Annotated in this window: 20 protein-coding genes; 13 read left to right on the forward strand and 7 right to left on the reverse strand. The window is 70.1% G+C overall.

Annotated features, from left to right (window positions below; translation table 11 throughout):
• Positions 1-171: 171 nt before the first annotated feature.
• Entirely contained in the window at positions 172-1,443 is a 1,272-nt protein-coding gene (locus ACWEO7_RS16520) for a PucR family transcriptional regulator (protein ID WP_452424166.1), read from the forward strand.
• On the opposite strand, the gene ACWEO7_RS16525 is transcribed toward ACWEO7_RS16520, so the two are convergent.
• Positions 1,377-2,159, reverse strand: coding sequence for a histone deacetylase (locus tag ACWEO7_RS16525; protein WP_452424168.1), 783 nt, complete (start codon positions 2,157-2,159; stop codon positions 1,377-1,379). The two genes, ACWEO7_RS16520 and ACWEO7_RS16525, sit on opposite strands and share 67 nt — an antisense overlap.
• Before the next feature lie 133 nt (positions 2,160-2,292).
• Positions 2,293-3,216, reverse strand: coding sequence for a LysR substrate-binding domain-containing protein (locus ACWEO7_RS16530; protein WP_452424169.1), 924 nt, complete (start codon positions 3,214-3,216; stop codon positions 2,293-2,295).
• A gap of 118 nt (positions 3,217-3,334) precedes the next feature.
• Here ACWEO7_RS16530 and ACWEO7_RS16535 point away from each other — a divergent pair, with 118 nt between their 5' ends.
• Together ACWEO7_RS16535 and ACWEO7_RS16540 are read left to right on the forward strand one after the other, a co-directional pair.
• Positions 3,335-4,321, forward strand: a complete 987-nt coding sequence (locus ACWEO7_RS16535; protein WP_452424170.1) for a YeiH family protein — start codon at positions 3,335-3,337, stop codon at positions 4,319-4,321.
• A 123-nt stretch (positions 4,322-4,444) separates the two neighbouring features.
• Positions 4,445-4,840 (forward strand): PPOX class F420-dependent oxidoreductase, encoded by a 396-nt coding sequence (locus tag ACWEO7_RS16540; RefSeq protein ID WP_450025970.1) that lies wholly within the window; start codon positions 4,445-4,447, stop codon positions 4,838-4,840.
• Here the strand turns inward: ACWEO7_RS16540 and ACWEO7_RS16545 are convergent.
• Complete coding sequence (locus ACWEO7_RS16545) at positions 4,837-5,100, reverse strand: helix-turn-helix domain-containing protein (protein WP_450025968.1); 264 nt, start codon at positions 5,098-5,100, stop codon at positions 4,837-4,839. The two genes, ACWEO7_RS16540 and ACWEO7_RS16545, sit on opposite strands and share 4 nt — an antisense overlap.
• Before the next feature lie 102 nt (positions 5,101-5,202).
• Between ACWEO7_RS16545 and map the strand changes: the two genes are divergently transcribed.
• Entirely contained in the window at positions 5,203-5,967 is a 765-nt protein-coding gene (map, locus tag ACWEO7_RS16550) for a type I methionyl aminopeptidase (RefSeq protein ID WP_452424257.1), read from the forward strand.
• Positions 5,968-5,971: 4 nt separating this feature from the next.
• Here the strand turns inward: map and ACWEO7_RS16555 are convergent, their stop codons facing one another.
• Positions 5,972-6,688 (reverse strand): glyoxalase, encoded by a 717-nt coding sequence (locus ACWEO7_RS16555; RefSeq protein WP_452424172.1) that lies wholly within the window; start codon positions 6,686-6,688, stop codon positions 5,972-5,974.
• A 112-nt stretch (positions 6,689-6,800) separates the two neighbouring features.
• On the opposite strand from ACWEO7_RS16555, the gene ACWEO7_RS16560 reads away from it, so the two are divergent.
• Positions 6,801-7,349, forward strand: a complete 549-nt coding sequence (locus ACWEO7_RS16560) for a PadR family transcriptional regulator (RefSeq protein WP_452424173.1) — start codon at positions 6,801-6,803, stop codon at positions 7,347-7,349.
• Between the two features lie 68 nt (positions 7,350-7,417).
• Positions 7,418-7,801, forward strand: a complete 384-nt coding sequence (locus tag ACWEO7_RS16565) for a PPOX class F420-dependent oxidoreductase (protein ID WP_452424175.1) — start codon at positions 7,418-7,420, stop codon at positions 7,799-7,801.
• A 10-nt stretch (positions 7,802-7,811) separates the two neighbouring features.
• Here the strand turns inward: ACWEO7_RS16565 and ACWEO7_RS16570 are convergent, their stop codons facing one another.
• Together ACWEO7_RS16570 and ACWEO7_RS16575 are read right to left on the reverse strand one after the other, a co-directional pair.
• Positions 7,812-9,128 (reverse strand): metallopeptidase TldD-related protein, encoded by a 1,317-nt coding sequence (locus ACWEO7_RS16570; protein WP_356962484.1) that lies wholly within the window; start codon positions 9,126-9,128, stop codon positions 7,812-7,814.
• A 68-nt stretch (positions 9,129-9,196) separates the two neighbouring features.
• Positions 9,197-10,726, reverse strand: coding sequence for a TldD/PmbA family protein (locus tag ACWEO7_RS16575; RefSeq protein ID WP_450025958.1), 1,530 nt, complete (start codon positions 10,724-10,726; stop codon positions 9,197-9,199).
• Positions 10,727-10,892: 166 nt separating this feature from the next.
• Here ACWEO7_RS16575 and ACWEO7_RS16580 point away from each other — a divergent pair, with 166 nt between their 5' ends.
• Positions 10,893-11,540, forward strand: a complete 648-nt coding sequence (locus ACWEO7_RS16580; protein ID WP_356962114.1) for a TetR/AcrR family transcriptional regulator — start codon at positions 10,893-10,895, stop codon at positions 11,538-11,540.
• On the opposite strand, the gene ACWEO7_RS16585 is transcribed toward ACWEO7_RS16580, so the two are convergent.
• A complete protein-coding gene (locus tag ACWEO7_RS16585; protein WP_450025956.1) occupies positions 11,541-12,308 on the reverse strand; it encodes a TSUP family transporter in 768 nt (255 codons plus the stop codon).
• Positions 12,309-12,377: 69 nt separating this feature from the next.
• On the opposite strand from ACWEO7_RS16585, the gene ACWEO7_RS16590 reads away from it, so the two are divergent.
• The 6 genes from ACWEO7_RS16590 to lnt all read left to right on the forward strand — a co-directional run bounded on the left by ACWEO7_RS16590 (position 12,378) and on the right by lnt (position 19,198).
• Positions 12,378-13,550, forward strand: a complete 1,173-nt coding sequence (locus ACWEO7_RS16590; protein ID WP_452424177.1) for a sensor histidine kinase — start codon at positions 12,378-12,380, stop codon at positions 13,548-13,550.
• 130 nt (positions 13,551-13,680) lie between these two features.
• Positions 13,681-14,340, forward strand: a complete 660-nt coding sequence (locus tag ACWEO7_RS16595; protein ID WP_452424179.1) for a response regulator — start codon at positions 13,681-13,683, stop codon at positions 14,338-14,340.
• A gap of 90 nt (positions 14,341-14,430) precedes the next feature.
• Positions 14,431-14,913 carry an FxsA family protein gene (locus tag ACWEO7_RS16600; protein ID WP_452424181.1) on the forward strand — a complete coding sequence of 161 codons (483 nt, stop codon included), beginning with the start codon at positions 14,431-14,433 and terminating at the stop codon, positions 14,911-14,913.
• Between the two features lie 54 nt (positions 14,914-14,967).
• Positions 14,968-15,222, forward strand: a complete 255-nt coding sequence (locus ACWEO7_RS16605; RefSeq protein WP_452424182.1) for a hypothetical protein — start codon at positions 14,968-14,970, stop codon at positions 15,220-15,222.
• Positions 15,223-15,262: 40 nt separating this feature from the next.
• Positions 15,263-16,861, forward strand: a complete 1,599-nt coding sequence (locus ACWEO7_RS16610) for an amidohydrolase (RefSeq protein ID WP_452424184.1) — start codon at positions 15,263-15,265, stop codon at positions 16,859-16,861.
• A gap of 678 nt (positions 16,862-17,539) precedes the next feature.
• The gene (lnt, locus tag ACWEO7_RS16615) at positions 17,540-19,198 is read left to right on the forward strand and encodes an apolipoprotein N-acyltransferase (protein ID WP_452424186.1); all 1,659 of its coding nucleotides are present in this window, start codon (positions 17,540-17,542) and stop codon (positions 19,196-19,198) included.
• Positions 19,199-19,219 lie beyond the last annotated feature (21 nt).

Raw genomic sequence — 19,219 nt, forward strand, 5'->3', positions numbered from 1 at the left:
GTTACGACGGGGATCGAAAGAATTCGACCGCGCGATTACGACTTGTGAGGCTTCACAGACGCGCGTCGCCCGGTTCGGGTGGTGTCCCCAACCGAGGGCTCGGACCTCGGCACGCCGACCCGGTCAAGTTACCGTGGAGTACTTTCCGCGATCGGGGAGGGAAGGAGTCACATGTCCATCACCGATTCGGCAGGCCCGGATCTGACCCTGTCGGGCCGCCCGGCCAGTTCTTCACTGCGGGACGTGCGGAATCTGTCGCGCAAGATGGTCGGCCATTTCATCGAGACCGTCGCGCACTGCCGGACGCTCCCCGGTGAGGCGCTCAACGGCGACATCACCAACATCACCCGCCTGTGCCTGGAACTGGCCGTCAGCATGCTCGACGGCAGTGACATCCCGGAGAAGACCCTCCTGCTGCGCAACGCCGCGGCGGGCTGGGCGCGAGAAGGCATTCCGATCGACACCATCCACCACGCCGTGCACGAGGGATTCAAGCTCGGCTTCGACCTGATCGTGGCGAACGCGACCGCCGCGGACTTCGACAGTCTCAAGGAGATCAGCCGCCGCCTGCTGGAGATCCTGGACACCATCACCTCGACGGTCTCGCGGGCCTACGTGACCGAGTTGCGCGCCGTGGTCGGCGAGCACCACACGGCCGCGCACACCCTCGCTTCGGCCCTGCTCGGCGGGCACCCCACCTTCACCATGGCCCGCGAATGCGGAATCCAGATCGCCGACTCCTATTCCGTTGTCGCCCTGGCGATTCCGCCGCACCCGGAGGAACGCAACCCGCATCTCGACGGTGCGGTGGTCGCGCGGCGGAAGCTGCGCCGAGTGCAATCCGAACTCGCCACCCGCTGCGGTGAATCGGTGTTGTCGCTGCTCAGCGTCGACGGCGGCACCATCCTGCTACCGTCCGCGTCGCCGGAGGACAAGGCGCTGGACGAACTGGTGGACAGCCTCGGCCGTGCCGCGCAGGTGCCGATCGTCGCGACGGTGATCGCCGCGACCCCGGTCGAGGTGCCGACGGCCGCCGACCGCGCGCACGAGTTGCTGGACATGGTGCAACGGCTGCGCTGGACCCGCGGGCTGTTCCGCTTCGACGACCTCGCGCTCGAATATCAGCTCACCCGGCCCGGACCCGGACTGGAAACCCTGCGCACACTGCTCGACCCACTCGACGAGCACCCCGAACTACTCGAGACGCTCAAACGTCATATCGGCACGAATCTCAATCGCCAGCGCACGGCGCGCTCGCTGCACATCCACACCAACACCGTGGACTACCGGCTCAAGCGCATCGGTCAGCTCACCGGTTTCGACCCCGCCCAGGCGTCCGGGGTGTGGTACCTGCGTGCGGCGTTGGTCGCCCGGAGCTACCGGGACTCCGAGGACGAATCGCCGATCGGTGCGTGGGCGGGGGCGGCCGCGGTCTCCTCATAAGTTCGGCGCACCACTTCGTCATCGCCGAGCAGGGCATGGACCGTCTCGGGGGTCCAGCGCCGGTCGGCGCCGGGCCGAGTGGCGAGATAACCCGCGGTCGCGCGGGCGGACCAGCCGTGTGCCGCGCGCAGGCCCGCGGCCAGATACCGCAGGTAGGCGGCAGCGGGCGGATTGCCCCGGACGTCGCGACAACGCCAGGGCGCGGTGAAGGTGAGCACCGGGTACCCGGCGTGCGTTCCCGCGCAGACCAACGTTTCGTAGCGTCCCGGGCCGAGAGTCATCGTCCCCTGCGCGATCGCCTCGCTGAGGTCCATGTCCGCCCCCGGGGCGCGATACATCTCTTGCGCCACGATGTCGGAGAACTGTGCGGCGGTGAGCAAGTGGGCGTGCACGGCCATCTCGCCCGGGCAGTCGGGGTCGTAGAAAGCGCGGCCGCCGGTCCAGGTCAACGATTCGGTGGCGAAATACAGCACGCCCCGGAGCGAGAGGGGCGTCGAGCGGATCGGGTCGGCGTTGTCGCGGCAGCCGGGCAGGGTGAGTGTTCCGCCTGCGGGCTTGCCACCGCGAAGATAGGTCCGCAGCCTGGCCAGACTCATATTCGAGCCGTACGCGGCGTACCAGACCGGATCCGTGCGCGGGGGCGGCTCGGACCGACTCACGTCCGGTCGCGCGCTGGGCGCTGTCGCTGTCGCGCCGTCGGGATGGCGGGCCGTCATGGCACCCATTCTCGACTGTTCGCGACGTGGCGCCCACCTGACATTTCCGGCCGAAGGACGCGGTCGGCCGCCGGCGCATCGTCATTCCTTGCCCGCCGGCCGGGTGGGTCCCCGTGTGCGCGGACCGAGTGCTTCACCGGTTGCGCGAGCCCACGCCGCCCGCGGCGCACCGAGCCAGCGCTTCCGCGGGCCCGGACGGAGGAGCTTGCCGACGCCAGATGACACGGAATTCCCGGGTGAGCACGACGGAGTCGGCCGTCGGCACCTCCACTAGGGCCGCGCTGTCCAGATCGGGCGCTGCGATCAACCGGCTCAGCACCGCGGGTGCGACTCCGGCCCGCGCCGACGCGACGATCGCCGCCGCCGAGCCCAGTTCGGCGGCCGGGCGGGCAGGCTGGCACTCCGCGCCCAGGATTTCCCATACCGTGTCGCGGGTGCCGGATCCAGGCTCGCGCCACAGCAGGGGAGTGGTCGCCAGTTCGCGCAATGTCACCGGCCGTCGGCGGTGTGCCCACCGGTGGCCGGGCGCGACCACGACAACCAGATCGTCGGCGCCGAGCACTCGGCTGCCGAGGCCGGGCGGCGGGTGCGGTCCCTCCACGAAACCGATGTCCGCCCTGGCGTCGCGGACCAGTTCCTCGACATGCCGGGTGTTGTCGACTTCGAGGGATACCGCCACCTCCGGATAGGACTGGCGGAAAGCGTCGAGCCACTGCGGAATGCGATGGTCGGCGATGGTCTTCGACGCGGCGATCCGCAGGCGTGGCACCTGAGCGGCGTGCAGCGCGGCCACACCCGCGCCGAAGGCCCGCGCCGCGTCGAGCACGGCTTGCGCGTGCTCCACGACCGAGCGCCCCGCGTCGGTGAGCGTCGACCCGGTCGGCCCGCGATCCAGCAGCCGTAGCCGTAGCCGTCGTTCCAGGGCGCTGATCCGCATGCTCGCGGCGGGCTGGCTGATGCCGTGCCTGCGCGCGGCAGCGCCGAGGCTGCCCGACTCCGCAACGGAGACCAGCAGGTCGAGCACCTCCAGATCAGGTGTTCCTGGCGGCAGCGTCATGGGCAGATTATGAGCCTGCTGCGATGGCGCGGCATTCCCCGCCCCATCAGCGCGGCTTATGAGGTGCTGTCGTCCCGACGGCTACCCGGACAGATCGTTTGCCGCGATCGTTGTCGAAATGAGGCATCTTCGCCGGCACGGGCCCGGCCTCCTGGTGGCAGCGGTGCTCGCCACCGCCGCGACTTTCCTGGGTGCGGTGTGGCCCGTCCTCGGCGTGCCCGTGCTCGCGCTGGCCGGTGGCGCGATATTCGGTGTTTTCGCACGCCGCACCGGGGACGAGCGATTCACTCCCGGGCTGGCCTCGGCGCAGCGACGATTGCTCGGCGCCGCCATCGTCCTGCTCGGTCTCGGGTTGCCCGCCGGCGCGGTGGTCGGCGTGGGCCGCGGCACGATTGTCGTGCTGATCGGCACATTGCTCGTCGGCGCCATGGCCGCCCTGGTCGTCGGCAGGCTGCTGGCCCTGGACCGGGAGTCGGCCATCCTGGTGGCGGTGGGCACCACCATCTGCGGGGCCTCCGCCATCGCCGCCGCCACGGCGGTCATCAAGCCCGACCGCGAGCGGGTCGCCTACGCTCTCGGCACCATCTTCGTCTTCAATGTCGTCGCGGTGCTGGTCTATCCGCCGCTGGGCCACGTGCTCGGCATGTCCGAGCAGGCATTCGGCTTGTGGGCGGGCACCGCCATCAACGACACGTCCTCGGTGCTCGCCGCCGGTGTGGCCTTCGGCTCCGCCGCCGCGCATTTCGCCGTCATCGTCAAGCTGGTGCGCAGCCTGGCGATCATCCCGCTGTGCGTCGGATTGCACTTCGGAGCCCGGCGCGATTCCGGCGTCACGCCACTGTGGCGCACCATTCCGCTGTTCGTGGTGCTGTTCCTCGCCGCGTCGGCTCTCGCCGCCACCGGCGTGATCCGGCCCTCGTGGACAACCGCCCTGAGCCACGTCAGCGCCTGGCTGATCGCCGCCGTCCTGGCCGCCGTCGGCACCACCCTCACGCCGCAGCGCCTACGCACCGCAGGCCATCGCCCCCTGCTCTTCGGCGGCATCCTCTCCATCGTCCTCGGAATCTCCAGCCTCGCGCTGCAATTCGCCACCGGCTGGTGGTGAGCAACAGACGAATTGCGGCGGCGGCTCGGCGGACACGGTTGCCGCCACCTACGCCCATACACGTAATCGCGAACCGTCCTGCGGTCGGATGTCGCCGCCGTCGCGCGGGCCTACCGTTGCCCTATGACGTGGAACGAGATGAGCCAGAGCAAATACGTGCGGCTGACCACCTTCAAGAAGGACGGGACGCCGGTCGGCACCCCCGTGTGGGTGGCTCCGGATGGCGACCGGATCGTCGTGTGGACCAATCCCGAGACCTGGAAGGTCAAGCGGATCCGCCGCAATCCGGACGTCACGCTGCAGGTCTGCGACGGGCGCGGCCGGCCGACGGCGGAGGAGGTCCTGCCGGGCAGCGCGCGCATTCTCGACGCGGACGGCACGCAGCGCGTGCGCGACGTGGTCGCGGACAAGTACGGAATCATCGGCAAACTCGCCATTCGCGGGCACAAGCTGCTGCGCGGCGCGAACGCGTCCGTCGGGATCGCGATCGCTCCGAAGGCGGCAGGCGATCCGTCCTAGGCGGACTCGGCGAGACCGGCTGATCGCCAGATGTCCGCGAGATCGTCGAGCGGGATCGAGAGCGCCTGTGCCAATGCCACCACGGTGCCGAAAGCCGGCGAGGGCAACCGTCCGGTCTCGATCTTGCGCAGCGTCTCCGGTGAGATCCCGGCGGCGTGGGCGACGGCGGTGAGTTCGCGATTCGCGCGGGCCGCGCGCAGGGCGGCGCCCAAGCGGCGACCCGACTCGATCTGCGCGGGGGTCAACGGGAGGCGGACCATGCGCTCAGGCTACGGACGGCAGGGTGAGGTCGCAAGACGGATTGGTATTAAAATACCGGCGCGGCTAGGGTGGTATTAAAATACCGGCGCACTGGAGGAATGATGGTCGAGTTGAAGAGCCCCGCGGAGATCGAGCGGATGCGAGTGGCGGGGCGCTTCGTCGCAGACGTGCTCGCCGAGTTGCGCGACCGGGCGCGGGTAGGGGTGAACCTGCTCGACCTGGAAGCCCACGTCCGGGAACGCATCCGCGCGCGCGGCGCCCAGTCCTGCTATTGGGACTACGCGCCCTCGTTCGGGCGAGGGCCGTTTCGCAATACCGTCTGCCTGTCGGTCAACGACGCTGTGCTGCACGGACTTCCGTTCGACTACGCCTTACGGGACGGCGACGTGCTGACCATGGACCTCGCGGTCGGCATCGAAGGCTGGGTCGCGGACGCGGCGACCACGGTCGTGGTCGGCTCGGCCGCGGACGAGGACGTTCGGCTGGTGCGGGCGACGGAAGAGGCGCTGGCCGCGGCGATCGCGGTCGCGGTGCCGGGCAACCACATCGGCGACATCTCCGCCGCCATCGCCGAGGTGGCGCGGGCGTACGGCTATCCGGTGAACACCGAATTCGGCGGTCACGGCCTCGGCCGCACCATGCACGAGGACCCGCACGTGCCCAACGACGGCCGCCCGGGGCGCGGCTATCGGTTGCGCCCCGGACTCACCATCGCGATCGAACCGTGGTTCGCGCGCACCACCGACCGCATCGTCACCGATCCCGACGGCTGGACCATCCGTTCGGCGGACGGCTCCCGAACCGCGCACTCCGAGCACACCATCGCGATCACGCCGGACGGGCCGCAGGTGCTGACCGCGGCGTGACGGTCTAACTCTCCGACAGCCAGACGGACAGGTCGTCGGACGCGCGTAACTCGTCGGCGATGACCGCCCGTTCTTCGGCCGACAGTTCCATCGCGCGCAACTCCGTCCGGAATCCATCGGCTCCGCCGGGGTCGCCGGCCGCGATGGCGAGTTCGGCGAGTGCCGCCAGTGCCCGTGCCACGTCGAGCCGGGGCGCCGCGCCGCGGAACCGGCCGAGACCGACCTCGAGCACACGGAACGCGGCCTTGTCGTCGGTCTTGAAGTCGCGCAGGATGCGGGCGTTGTCCAGCACTCTGGCCAGCCCGTCCAACTCCTTCGATCCGCCGTACTCCACCTCAGGGGGTTCGTCGCGCTGGATGTAGATCACCTGGTTGCCGGCCGGATCGATGACGGTGAACCGGGATTGCCCAGGCCGGAAGCGGGTGATCCGGGGCAGGCCCTTGGCGGGGATCTTGCCGTAGCGGCTGCGCAGCGCCGCGGAGAAGGCTCGATGCCTGCTCGCGATGTCGTCGACCATCACGAGGCAACCGGCGCGCTCGGCGGGGATGTCGCCGTTCTTCGGCGCGGGCACGAAGTGCAGGGCGCAACCGTGGTCCTCCACCGCGCCGTAGACGTAGGGGCGGGTCTGCTCGTGGGTCACCGTGTAGCCCAGCGTCCGGTAGAAGTCGAGCGTGTCGGTCAGGTCGCCGGTCCACAGTTGCGGTACCGCCGTGTCGGCCATGAAAACTCCCATTTACCTGCGGTAGTCAATTTTGACTAGGCGAGCGTAGCGGTGGTTTTCGCTGGAAGTCAAACTTGACTACCATGCGATCTCGGAGCGGAAGGAGTTCGCGATGTCGGTGGTGCGCCTGCTCGTGCTGGGGGTGATGCGCCTGCGTCAGCCCGTGCACGGCTACGCGGTGCGCCAGGAGCTGCTGTCCTGGCGGGCCGAAACCTGGACGAACGTCAAGCCCGGCTCGATCTATCACGCCCTCAAGCAGCTCACCCGCGAGGGCAAGCTGAGCGCGTTCGGCACCCAGACCAGCGACCAGGGCCCTGGGCGCACGCTGTTCGAGCTGACCGAGGCGGGAGAGGCCGAGTTCCGCGGGCTCATGGACGAGGCGCTGGTCAGCATCGACATGGAGGAACTGGGCGCTGCCATCGCCTTCATGGACGCGCTGCCCAGGGCGCACGTCATCGCGAAATTGCGGGAACAGCGCCGCCGCAGCGAGGAAGTGCGCGCCGACCTGCTCGCCATGATCCCGGACTTCCCCGGGCGGTACGAAGCGCCGCACGCGACCGATCTGCTGGAGCTGTGGAGCGGCGTGTTCGCGAACCTGTCGAAGTGGACCGACGGAATGCTCGCGCGTCTGGAAGCGGGGGAGTACCGACTGCCGGAGTGAATATCCGGCACGAACCCGCGCCTTTCCCGCGTCGCTCACCGCACCGGGATGCGGGATACGCTGCCCGCATGACGAATTCGCTGGACGCCGTCGCCAAGGCCGACTACGTGCTGCTGACCACCTTCCGCAAGGACGGATCGCCCGTCGGCACCGCGGTGTGGGCGGTGTCCGAGAACGGCAAACTGTACGTTTGGACCGTGACCGACAGCTGGAAGGTCAAGCGCTTGCGCCGCAATCCGGCGGTCAGCGTGCAACCGTGCAGCGCGACCGGCAAACCGCACGGCGCGGTGATCGAAGGAACCGGACGGATCCTCGATGCCGACGGCACGGAGCGGGTCCGCAAGCTGCTGCGGCGCAAGTACTGGCTCACCGGTCCCCTCGTCATCCTCGGCAGTAACCTGCGGCGCGGCAAGTCCGGAACCATCGGCATCGAGATCGACCTCGCGGCCTGACCCGCCGCGCTCAGGTCGCCTGGCTGACCGACGACATGTGGAAGTCCGGAATCCGCAAGGGCGGCATCGCGGTCCGGGTGAACCAGTCCTTCCATTCCCGCGGCAGCGTGAGCTCGGTGGCGCCCGCCTCGCTCACCCGCCGGAGCACATCCAGCGGGCTCTCGTTGAACCGGAAGTTGTTCACCGCGGCGGTGACCTCGCCGTTCTCCACGAGATACACCCCGTCCCTGGTGAGACCGGTGAGCAGCAGCGTCGCCGGATCGACCTCACGGATGTACCACAGGGTGGTCAGCAGCAAGCCGCGCTCGGTGCGCGCGATCATGTCATCGATCGTGGCGTCGGAACCGCCGGTGAGCAGCAGGTTGTCGCCGGGAACCGTGGCGGGTGCGTCGAACTCGGCGGCGGTGGCGCGCGGATAGATCAGCGCGGAGATCACGCCGTCGCGCAGCCAGTCGACGCGCTCCGCGGTCAGGCCGTTGTCGAACACCGACATCGATTCCGAGGACGCGGTCGCCGCCACGAACGGCTGGTACTCCAGTCCGGGCGCGTGCGGATCGGAGTAGAGCGTGAGCGGAATATCGCTCAGTCGCTCGCCGACCCGGGTCCCGCCCGCTCGCGCGAACGCCGTGTGTCCTTCCTGCGCGCCCCTGCCCTCCATCGACCAGGCCAGGTAGATCATCAGGTCGGCCACGGTGGAGGGCGGCAGCAGCGTCTCGTAGCGGCCCGCGGGCAGCTCGACCTTGCGTTTGGCCCAGTCCAGGCGGCGGGAAAGGTCCGCGAGCAAACCGGATACGTCGACGTCGGTGAAGTCCGCGGTACCCACCCCGACCCACGCGCTGGCCAGATCCGCGCCCTCGCCGCGTTTGCCGTTGATCTCCACCGAACCGGTGGGTTGCACGAAGCGGCGCCGGATGCCGGTCGAGGTGCCCAGCCAGGTGGTGTGCATCTGGTGATGGGCGAAGCCGTAGAGACGGTCGGCGCTGTCGAATCCGGCGGACAGGCCCTCGGCCAGATCGGTGAACACCTCGATGCCGGTGCCGGTCGCCGGGGCGGCCCAGTCGTGGTCGACGGTGTCGGGCTCCAGCAGCGGCATCGCGTCACGCGCGGGTTCGGCGCCGCGCGCGGCCTCCTCGCTGGCGCGCACGACGGCCTCGATGTCGTCGGGGTCGACGCTGGACGAGGCGATGGTGCCGACGCGGGCCAGCGTGGGCCCCTCGCGGAACACCGAGATGACCGCCCATTTGCGCGACACCGACGACCCGTTGGTGGTCATGGAGTTGCCCGCCCAGCGCAGTGACGCCTCGTGCTCGTCACGGACGATCACCATCGCCTCGTCGGCGCGCGACAGCGCCAGCGCGCGCTCCACGGTCACGCCGGCGGGGAACAGATCGTCGCTCACTGGCCTGCCTCCGTCCGGGTGTTGAGAATGTTGACACCGCGCACCAGGACCGACGGGCAGCCGTGGCTGACCGCGGCGACCTGGCCCGGCTGCGCTTTCCCGCAGTTGAACGCGCCACCGAGCCGCCAGGTCGACGGGCCGCCGACCGCTTCCATCGCGCCCCAGAAGTCGGTGGTGGTGGCCTGGTAGGCCACATCGCGCACCTGGCCGTCGAGCTTGCCGCCGCGGATGCGGAAGAACCGCTGGCCGGTGAACTGGAAGTTGTAGCGCTGCATGTCGATCGACCAGGACCGGTCGCCGACGATGTAGAGGCCGTCGTCCACCCGGGAGATGAGTTCCTCGGTGCTGGTGTCGCGGTCGGGATCCGGTTGCAGTGACACGTTGGCCATGCGCTGGATCGGAACGTGATGCGCCGAATCCGCGTACGAGCAGCCGTTGGACCGCTCCAGGCCGAGGCGCGGCGCGAACACCCGGTCCAGTTGATAGCCGACCAGGATGCCGTCGCGGACCAGATCCCAGCGCTGCCCGGCGACGCCCTCGTCGTCGTAGCCGACCGTGGCCAGCCCGTGCGACTCGGTGCGGTCGCCGGTCACGTGCATGATCGGCGTGCCGTAACGCAGTGACCCGAGCTGGTCCGGAGTGGCGAAAGAGGTTCCCGCGTAAGCGGACTCGTAGCCGATGGCGCGGTCGTACTCGGTGGCGTGGCCGATGGATTCGTGGATGGTCAGCCACAGGTTGGTCGGATCGATGACGAGGTCGGTCGGCCCGGCCTGCACGCTGGGCGCCTTCACCTTCTCGGCCAGCCACTCCGGAATCCGGGCCAGTTCGCCGTCCCAGTCCCACACGCCGTCGGCCCCGGTGACGTACTCCCATCCGCGGCCGACCGGTGCGGCCAGCGTGCGCATCGTCTCGAACACACCTGCCGACGCGTCCACAGTGATCGCTTCGAGGCTCGGGTGCAGCCGCACCCGTTGCTGGACGATCGAGGAGCCCGCGGTGTCGGCGTAGAAGGTCTGCTCCTTGACCTGCAACACGCTCGCGGTGACGTGATCCACCCCGTCGGCGTGCGACAGGCGCTCCGAATAGTCCTGCAGCAGGGCGACCTTCTCGCCGGTCGGGACGGCGAACGGGTCGACGTCGTAGGCCGAAACCCAGCGCGCGTCGGCGTAACGCGGCTCGTCGGCCAGCTCGACGCGTTCGCGGTTGAGTGCCCGCAGCGTGGTCGCGACCGTGACGGCGGTGCGCGCCACTTCGGCGGCGGTACCGGGCGTGAGCGCGGCGTGCGACGCGAAACCCCATGTGCCGTCCACGATCACCCGCACGGCGAAGCCGAGTTCGGTGCTGTCGGTGACGGCCTCCACGCGCCCGTCGCGCAACCGGATCGATTGGGTCACCAGGCGGTGCACCCGCAGGTCGGCGTGCTCGGCGCCGGCCGCCGTTGCCGCGGCCAGTGCGGCGTCGGCGAGCGCGGCCAGTGGCAGGCCGAGGAACTCGGCGTCCACGTCTCTGGAAGTCGCGATGCTCACCCGCACCAACCTAGTCGGTATCGCCACGCGTGCGCGGTGATCACACGCCGTGCGACAGCGCATCGTGTGCCGATTCGCGCGCGATGCGTAGTGGCGCCGGGTGAACGGCGCGCGCGACACTCGGGCTTTGCCGCGTGTTGCTCGCTGGATGCCGTACTGTGCCCGCGTGCCGCCATCCGCCCTCCGTGACCGTAAACGCGAACGTACCCGCCGAGCCATTCTGGAAGCCGCAGCCGAGTTGTTCGAGACGAGCGGCTACGAGGAGACCACGGTGGCCGACATCGCCGCGGCTGCGGACGTCGGCACGCGCACGTTCTTCAACTATTTCGCGAGCAAGGAAGAGCTGCTCTTCCCGGAATCCGACGAGCGGGTGCGCGCCGCGGTGGCGGCGATCGCCAGCAGGCGTCCGGGCGAACGGCCGGTAGAGGTCGTACTGCGCGGGCTGCGCGCGGCGGGTGACAACCCCGGCGAGCACCTCGTCGACGACCTCCATGCCCGGATCGGGGCGCTGCGCGCCCAGGTGTCGCGGACGGTGCCCGCGGTGAGCGGCCGCGCCGCGCACGCCCAGCTGGTCACCCAACGCGAGATCGCCAGGCAGTTGCACAAGGCGTTCCCCGCCGAACTCGACGAGGTCGGCGCCGCCGCGTTGGTCGGCGCGGTCGTCGGTGCGGTGTCGGGTGCGTTGACGGTGCTGTTCCAGCGACCGGTGGCGGGCGTCGAGGACGGCGAGCGCCTGCAGCGCGAGATCCACGAGACCACCTCGCGGGTGCTGCAACCGTGGCTGGCCACCCAGCACCCCCAACCGGTGGGCTGATCAGCCGAACTGCTGCCAGCCCAAGCGGATCACCATCCCGATCACCACCACCAGCAGCACGACGCGGACGAACTCGGCGCCCTTCCGCAGCGCCATGCGCGCGCCGACCACGGCACCGAGGACATTCGCGACGGCCATCCCCGCGCCGAGTGCCCAGAGGATGTGCCCGGTCGCCCCGAAGAAGAGCAGAGCGCCGACGTTGGAGCCGCAGTTGATCACCTTCGCCATGGCGGCGGCCCGCACGAACTCGGTCCCGAGCAGGGTCGCGAAGGTGATGATCAGGAACGTTCCGGTGCCGGGCCCGAGCAAGCCGTCATAGAAGCCGATCAACCCGGCCGCCAATGCCACCGTGAGGACGACCTTCCGCCTGGTGGGTGGATGCGTGGCCAGGGTGACGCCGATAGACGGACGCAGCGTGACGACCACCGCGACGCCGACCAGCACCACCATGACGATCGGAATGAACAGTTCCCGGTCGATCAGCGAGACCGCGGACGCGCCCAGCGCCGCCGCCCCCGCGGCGATCACCGCCGCGGGCAGCAGCACCCGCCAGCGCATCGGCACCTTGCGAGCGAAGGTCAGCACCGAGGCGCTGGTCCCGGCGACCGCGGCGAGCTTGTTGGTGCCCAACGCGGTCTGCGGCGCGATGCCGGGAGCGACGACGAACAATGTCGGCAGCACGATCAACCCGCCGCCACCCACCACCGCGTCCACCCAGCCCGCCGCCGTCGCCGCTGTCAACAAAACCGCCCAGTCTCCGATCTCCACCCGGTCAGACAACCAGACCGGGGATCCGGACCCCGCGGGGTGTCCGCCGGGGCCACCTACCCTGATCCCGTGCGTCGTTTCAGTCTGTGGCTCCGGGGCAAGCCCGTCGTGGCCGACTCGGTGCTGGCGGCGATCTTCGTGCTGCTCGAGATCATCGGGGTGGGGAACGCGCACAACAAGCTCGCCTACCTGGCCATCGGGGTGCTGCTTCCGCTGCCGATCGCCCTGCGGCGGGTGTATCCCCGGGCCATGGCGGCGGCGACCTTGGCGTTGTCGCTGACCGAGTCGCTGGTCGGCTTCCTGGCCCACGACGACGCGGACCACATCGCGCAGCTGTCCCACGGCATCATGCTGTACACGCTGGTCGCATACGTCGGCAGGCGGGACGGACTGTGGTACGGGCTCGGCCTGGTGGTGGATGTCGTGCTCTCGATCGTCGCGATCGGCAAGCCGTCCGGGTCCGACAGCGTGTTCACCGCCATGTTCTACGCCTTGTGCTGGACGCTCGCGGAATTCATCGGCGCGCGGCACGCCTACGACGCCGAGGTGGCGGCCCGGCTCGCGGTCGCCGACTACGACAAGGAGCGTCGCGCGCACGACGCCGTCGCGGCCGAACGCACCCGCATCGCGCGGGAATTGCACGATGTGGTCGCCCACGCGGTGAGTGTGATCATCGTGCAGGCCGACGGGGCGAAGTACGCGCTGCGCCGCCACCCGGACGCGGCCGAGCAGGCGCTCGCCACTATCGCGAGCACCGGCCGGGAGGCGCTGCGCGAACTACGCAGAACCGTGGCGCTGCTGCGCACGGAGCACGCGCCCGACCAGTTGCCCCAGCACGGCACCGCGGGCATCGCCAAGGTCGTGGAGATGATGCGCGGCACGGGTCTGGCCGTCGAGCTGGAATTGACCGGCGAACTCGACGACATCGCGCCGGAGGTCAGTCTCGGCGTGCACCGCATCGTGCAGGAATCGCTGACCAACACGCTGCGGCATGCCGGGCCGCATCCGAAGGCGTGGGTGCGGGTGCGCCGCACCGATGCCGACGTGCTGATCGATGTCACGGACACCGGTGGGGCGTCGCCGCCGGAACCGGGCGCGCGCATCCAGGGCAGCGGTCTCGGCCTGGTGGGGATGCGTGAACGCGTCGCCGTGCTCGGCGGCAGCCTGGACGCGGGCCGCCACGCGGACGGAGCCTGGCGGGTGCACGCCAGCATCCCGCTGCGTTCCGACCCGGCGGACTGAACGATGCCATCCGCTCGTCGCGTGAAAAATTTTGGGCGGCAGTCGAATTCGGCACATATCGACCAGTGGTCGAGACCGGCGCCGCAGCTGCCGCCCGGCGCGGCGAAGCGGCCACGTTACATTGGGGAACGTGCCGATCACCGTGCTCGTCGTCGATGACCAGGAACTCATGCGGATGGGATTGAAGATGGTGCTCGGCGCGCACCCGGACATCGAAGTGATCGGCGAGGCGGCCAACGGCGCGGCCGCGGTCACCACAGCGGCGGAACTGCGTCCCGACGTGGTGCTGATGGACGTGCGGATGCCCGTGGTGGACGGTGTCGTCGCCACGACCCGCATCGTCGAGGCCGGGCACGGCAGCCGGGTGCTCGTCATGACGACCTTCGATCTCGACGAGCACGCGCTCGGCGCGCTGCGGGCGGGGGCGAGCGGATTCCTGTTGAAGGACACCCCGCCGGAGGATCTCGTCTCGGCCATCCGCAGCGTCGCCGCCGGTGACGCCGTGGTGTCGCCGAAGGTCACCAAACGTCTGCTGGACCGGCTCATCGCGGAGAACCCGGCGCGCACCCGCGACCCGGGCGTGCTCGACGTGCTCACCCCCCGCGAACGTGAAGTGCTCGAGCAGATCGCGGCCGGCCGCTCCAACGCGGAGATCGCCGAGCAGTTGTACCTCTCGGAGGCCACGGTCAAGACACACGTGGGCCGGGTGCTGACCAAACTCGGTCTGCGCGACCGGGTTCAGGCGGTCGTGCTCGCCTACGAGACCGGGCTGGTGCGGCCGGGTGGATGACGGCCGGGCTCTCAGCGACCTATCAGGCGAATCAGGGAGAAAAAACCGGGCGCGAGACGTTGACCGGGTAGATCGTCCGAAAGGATCGCCATGCCCGCCTTGTTGTTCGTGCTGTACGTCGTCGTGGAAATCGCCGCGCTGGTCACGGTCGGTCAGCTGATCGGCGCGTTGCCGACCATTCTGCTGCTGATCGCCGGATCGGGGGCGGGCATGCTGCTGGTCGGTTCGCAGGGGCGGCGGGTGTTCGAGCAGTTCCGCCGGGCTGCGCGCGGGGAAGTGGCGCCGGGGACCGCCGTGGCGGACGGCGCCCTGGTCGCGGCGGGCGGTGTGCTGATGTTCGTACCCGGCCTGGTCACCTCGCTGTTCGGTCTGCTCCTGCTGCTGCCGCCCACGCGGTTGCTGGCGCGTCCGGTGCTGGCGGCCTTCGCCGCACGGCGCTTCGGCAAGCTGGTCGCGACCGCGCCTTACCGTGGGGTGGTCGTCGACGGTGGTGACGTGGTGGACGGCGCCGTCGTGGGGCAGTGGTACGACGACGGTCAGGGCAACGCGCGCCGCGCGATCCCCTCGTCCTGAGTGAACTCGCCGCACCCGGTTCCGTGTCGCGCCGCGAAGGGCTATCGTGACGCGATGACCACCGAGCAACTCACCGTGACGGTGAGCGAAGAGCTGGCCGCCGCGGTGAAACGTGCGGCCGCCGCTGCGGGACAGTCGATTTCCGGATTCACGGCCGCGGCGCTGCGGCTGGAGCTGATCGCCGTGGAGGCGGGCTGCCTGCCCGCGGCGGCCGGGAGAACCGGCGGTACGCCGCCGGAATACGCGGAGGTGATGGCGTTGCTCGCGCAACCGGAGGATCTGGACCGCCACTCCGTGCTGAACGCCTGACCGAAACCGTCGCATCGGGCATGGGGCAGACTGGTGCCTCGTGAGTACCCAGTTGCTGATCGGCGGCCGTTTCTACAGCGCCAGTTCACCCGACGCCACGGCGATGGCGGTGACCGACGGAACTGTCGTCTGGCTGGGCGCCGAGCAACCCGGACGGGCGCTGCATCCGGATGCCGAGATCGTCGACCTCCACGGCGCCTTCGTCGCGCCCGCGTTCGTCGATCCGCATGTGCACGTCACCGCGCTGGGCCTGAAGCTGACCGGGCTCGACCTGTCGGCCGCCCGGTCGCTCGAGCACTGCCTGCGGCTGCTGCGGGAGTTCGCCGCGGCGCACCCCGACGGCGCGGTACTGGGTGACGGCTGGGACGAGACCACTTGGCCGGAGGGACGGCCGCCCACCGTCGAGGAGATCGACGCGGCGGCGGGTGCGGGCAGGCAGGTCTATCTCTCCCGCGTGGACGCGCACTCCGCGGTGGCGTCCTCGGCGCTGCTGAACGCGCTGCCCGGGCTGGCGGCGACCGACGGATTCACCCGAGGCGAGCCCGTGCGTGCCGCCGCCCACCACTTGGTGCGCGCCGCCGCGCTCGCCGGATTGACTCGGGCACAACGGGATCGAGCGCGCGCCGCGGCACTGGACCACGCCGCCGCGCGCGGTGTCGTCGCGGTCCACGAATGCGCCGGGCCGGAGATCGCGGGTCGCGATGACGTTCGCGAACTGCTCGAATTCGAGCACGGCGTCCAGGTGCGGGCCTACTGGGGCGAGGCGGTGCGCAGCGCCGAGCAGGCTCGCGCCCTGATCGACGAACTCGGCGTGCACGCCCTCGGCGGCGACCTGTTCGTCGACGGCTCCTTCGGCTCGCGGACCGCGTGGCTGCGCGCACCCTACGCCGACGAATCCGGGTGCGGCCGAAGCTATCTCGATGCCGACGCGATCGCGAATCACGTCCGCGCCTGCACCGTCGCCGGCATCCAGGCCGGATTCCACGTGATCGGCGACGCCGCCATGGATGCCGTGATCGCTGGTGTCGAACGGGTGGTCGCCGAACTCGGCGGTCCCGCTGTCGCGGCGCTGGGGCATCGCGTGGAACACGCCGAGTTCGTCGATGCCGAGCACATCTCCCGCCTGGCTCGCTGGGGCGTGATCGCCAGTGTGCAACCGGGATTCGACGCCGCGTGGGGCGGAACCGACGGCATGTACGCGGCGCGGCTCGGCGCGGAGCGCGCCGCGGCGCTGAACCCGTTCGCCGCCATGGCCTCCGCGGGCGTGGCCCTGGCGATCGGTTCCGACGCCCCGGTCACCGCGCTCGATCCGTGGGCGGCGGTGCGTGCCGCCGCCGCGCACCGCACGCCCGGCCACGCCCTGTCCCCGCGGGCCGCCTTCGCCGCGGCAACGCGCGGCGCGTGGCGCGCGGGCGGAGTTCGCGACGGGGTGGCGGGCACGCTGGTCCCGGGGGCGCCCGCCTCCTATGCGATCTGGGACGCCGGCGAACTGGTCGTCAGCGCGGCCGCCGACTCGGTGCAGCGCTGGTCCACCGACCCGCGGTCGCGCGTCCCCGGGTTGCCCGCGCTGGAGTCGGGCGCACCGCTGCCCACGTGCCTGCGCACCGTGCACCGGGGAGTGACGATCTATGCGAAGTGAGCGCGCGATGGTGGAGTCCGCGGCGGCTCCCGGCCGTCTCGTGCCCGGCGTTCGGGTGCACGGGGCGGCTCGTGAGCGGCTCGGCCCCGGCCGGGCGAACAACACCCCCTGCCGGGCGCACTCTGTTCGTCCACGGCGGTCCGATGTGGCACTGCGTGCCAGTGCTCCCTCTTCGCCGTTCGCCGGACGATCTCCGGTGCACCGTGGCGCCACCGCGGATCGGTGCGTGAATCGGCCGCATAACCCAGCGTGGCGGCTCGCGATTTCGCCTGCAGCGGCTGGAAGGCGTCGGTCTGCTCGAAGGAGCGCGAGCGGAGAACTGAAATCGCGTGAACGGCGGCTAACGATTCAGTGGGGCCCGGCGATGAAAAGGTGGACACCCGAGGACTCGTATGTCCGCCGTTTTCCAGGCCTCGCCTTCGCTCGGTCGGCAGTGGGGCGTGAAAACGCCACCGGGCAGGTCGACTGGTGCGGCGAGTCGCGTGCGCGCGCTCGGAGCATGGCGGACTTGATATTCCATGTGATAAACATCACGTCCATTGCTGGATCGAGGTTTGCCGAGCGGCGTGGGACGGACTCGGACCGATGGACGGCTCGGTTGTCGGCCGCCGACTGGCGAGGGCCGGCGCTACGGCGGATGGTGGCCGAGTGATGGTGCGAGAGCGAATGCTCGCGTCGATGCGGCAGACGTCCGCGGTGGTGCGCAATCATCCGGTGGCCGCGCGGTCGGTGGCGGCGGTCGTCGCGGGCCTGTTGCTGTTCGGCAGCTTTCCGCCCAGGCCGTGGTGGTTCCTCGCCCCTTTGGGCGTGGCGGTGCTCACGCTCACCGTACGCGGCGACGGCCGCCTGCGAGCGGGCTTCGGCTACGGATTTCTGGCCGGGCTGGCGTTTTTCGTCCCGCTGCTGCCGTGGACCGGTATCTACGTCGGACCGCTGCCGTGGCTGGCGCTGTCCACCGCCTGCGCGGTCTACCTCGGCGTCTTCGGGGTGCTCGGGCGGTTGGTCGGCGCGTTGCCCGGCTGGCCGCTGTGGGTGGCACTGGCCTGGGCCGCGGCCGAGTGGGGCAGGGCCAGCTTCCCGTTCGGTGGTTTTCCCTGGGGCCGTTTGGCCTTCGGTCAGGCCGACGGCTGGTTCCTGTCACTGGCGGCGATCGGTGGCGCCCCGCTGGTCGGGTTCGCCGTCGCGCTCACCGGAACCGGGCTGGCCGCGTTGGTCTCGGTGTTGTGGTCGGTGTGTACCACGGATGACGGGCGCGAAACCACGGTTCCCGAGAACGGCGCGCCCGAGTCGAACGCCGTGAGCGGCCCCATCCCGGCGACCCGACTGGGATACGCCGCTGTGGCTTTCGCCGTCTTGATCATGCCGCTCAGCGGTCTGCTGCTCCGGTCGGCTCTGCCAGATCCGGACGCGGGCGACCGAACGGTCACGGTCGCGGCGATCCAGGGCAGCGTGCCCCGCCTCGGCCTGGACTTCAACGAACAGCGGCGGGCCGTGCTGGACAATCACGTCCGGCGCACCGAAGAACTGGCCGACGAGGTGGCGGCGGGCCGCGCGCCGCGCCCGGATGTGGTGATCTGGCCGGAGAACTCCTCCGACATCGACCCTTTGCGCAACGCCGACGCCGCCGCCCTGATCACCGCCGCCTCCGAGCGCATCGGCGCACCCATCCTGGTCGGCGCCGTGCTGATCAACCCGGACCGGACGACGACCAACTCGGTGATGGTGTGGAACGGCGCGGCGGGTCCCGGCGACCGGCACGACAAGAAGATCATCCAGCCTTTCGGCGAGTATCTGCCGATGCGGAGTTTCTTCCGGCATTTCTCCGAATACGCCGATCGGGCGGGGTATTTCGTACCGGGAAATGGTGACGGAGTTGTGCACGCGGCGGGTATCGACATCGGCGTGGCGACGTGCTATGAAGTCGCTTTCGATCGCTCGTTCGAGGACGCGATGCGCGCGGGCGCCCAACTGCTCACCGTGCCGACCAACAACGCGACCTTCGGCGACAGCGAGATGACCTATCAGCAGCTGGCCATGTCCCGCGTTCGCGCCGTCGAACACGGTAGAGCGCTGGTCGTCGCGGCCACGTCGGGTGTCAGCGCCATCATCGCCGCCGACGGCAGTGTGCGGCAGGAATCGGCGTTGTTCGCGCCCGCGGCTCTGGTCTCCGAGCTTCCGTTGCGCAACGACACCACTCTCGCAACACGAATCGGCCCCGCGCCGGAGCGAGTTTTCGTTATCCTGACGGCTGCCGCCGCGCTGGCCGCGGCCCTCAGGCGGCGATCTGCTACCCGCGTGGACGAGCGAACCGGTCGTCGAGCCGTCGGCGACCGATAGATCCTGTCGAACCAGCTTTTA

Source organism: Nocardia sp. NPDC004260 (assembly GCF_053603155.1).

Bases quoted from the DNA above. Each gene is read 5' to 3' on its own strand.
- ACWEO7_RS16535 (WP_452424170.1), top strand. From the start codon at position 3,335: ATGAGGCATCTTCGCCGGCACGGGCCCGGCCTCCTGGTGGCAGCGGTG.
- ACWEO7_RS16520 (WP_452424166.1), top strand. From the start codon at position 172: ATGTCCATCACCGATTCGGCAGGCCCGGATCTGACCCTGTCGGGCCGC.
- ACWEO7_RS16565 (WP_452424175.1), top strand. From the start codon at position 7,418: ATGACGAATTCGCTGGACGCCGTCGCCAAGGCCGACTACGTGCTGCTG.
- map (WP_452424257.1), top strand. From the start codon at position 5,203: ATGGTCGAGTTGAAGAGCCCCGCGGAGATCGAGCGGATGCGAGTGGCG.
- ACWEO7_RS16525 (WP_452424168.1), bottom strand. From the start codon at position 2,159: ATGACGGCCCGCCATCCCGACGGCGCGACAGCGACAGCGCCCAGCGCG.
- ACWEO7_RS16555 (WP_452424172.1), bottom strand. From the start codon at position 6,688: ATGGCCGACACGGCGGTACCGCAACTGTGGACCGGCGACCTGACCGAC.
- ACWEO7_RS16540 (WP_450025970.1), top strand. From the start codon at position 4,445: ATGACGTGGAACGAGATGAGCCAGAGCAAATACGTGCGGCTGACCACC.
- ACWEO7_RS16530 (WP_452424169.1), bottom strand. From the start codon at position 3,216: ATGACGCTGCCGCCAGGAACACCTGATCTGGAGGTGCTCGACCTGCTG.
- ACWEO7_RS16605 (WP_452424182.1), top strand. From the start codon at position 14,968: ATGACCACCGAGCAACTCACCGTGACGGTGAGCGAAGAGCTGGCCGCC.
- lnt (WP_452424186.1), top strand. From the start codon at position 17,540: ATGCGGCAGACGTCCGCGGTGGTGCGCAATCATCCGGTGGCCGCGCGG.
- ACWEO7_RS16570 (WP_356962484.1), bottom strand. From the start codon at position 9,128: ATGGTGATCGTCCGTGACGAGCACGAGGCGTCACTGCGCTGGGCGGGC.
- ACWEO7_RS16560 (WP_452424173.1), top strand. From the start codon at position 6,801: ATGTCGGTGGTGCGCCTGCTCGTGCTGGGGGTGATGCGCCTGCGTCAG.
- ACWEO7_RS16545 (WP_450025968.1), bottom strand. From the start codon at position 5,100: ATGGTCCGCCTCCCGTTGACCCCCGCGCAGATCGAGTCGGGTCGCCGC.
- ACWEO7_RS16600 (WP_452424181.1), top strand. From the start codon at position 14,431: ATGCCCGCCTTGTTGTTCGTGCTGTACGTCGTCGTGGAAATCGCCGCG.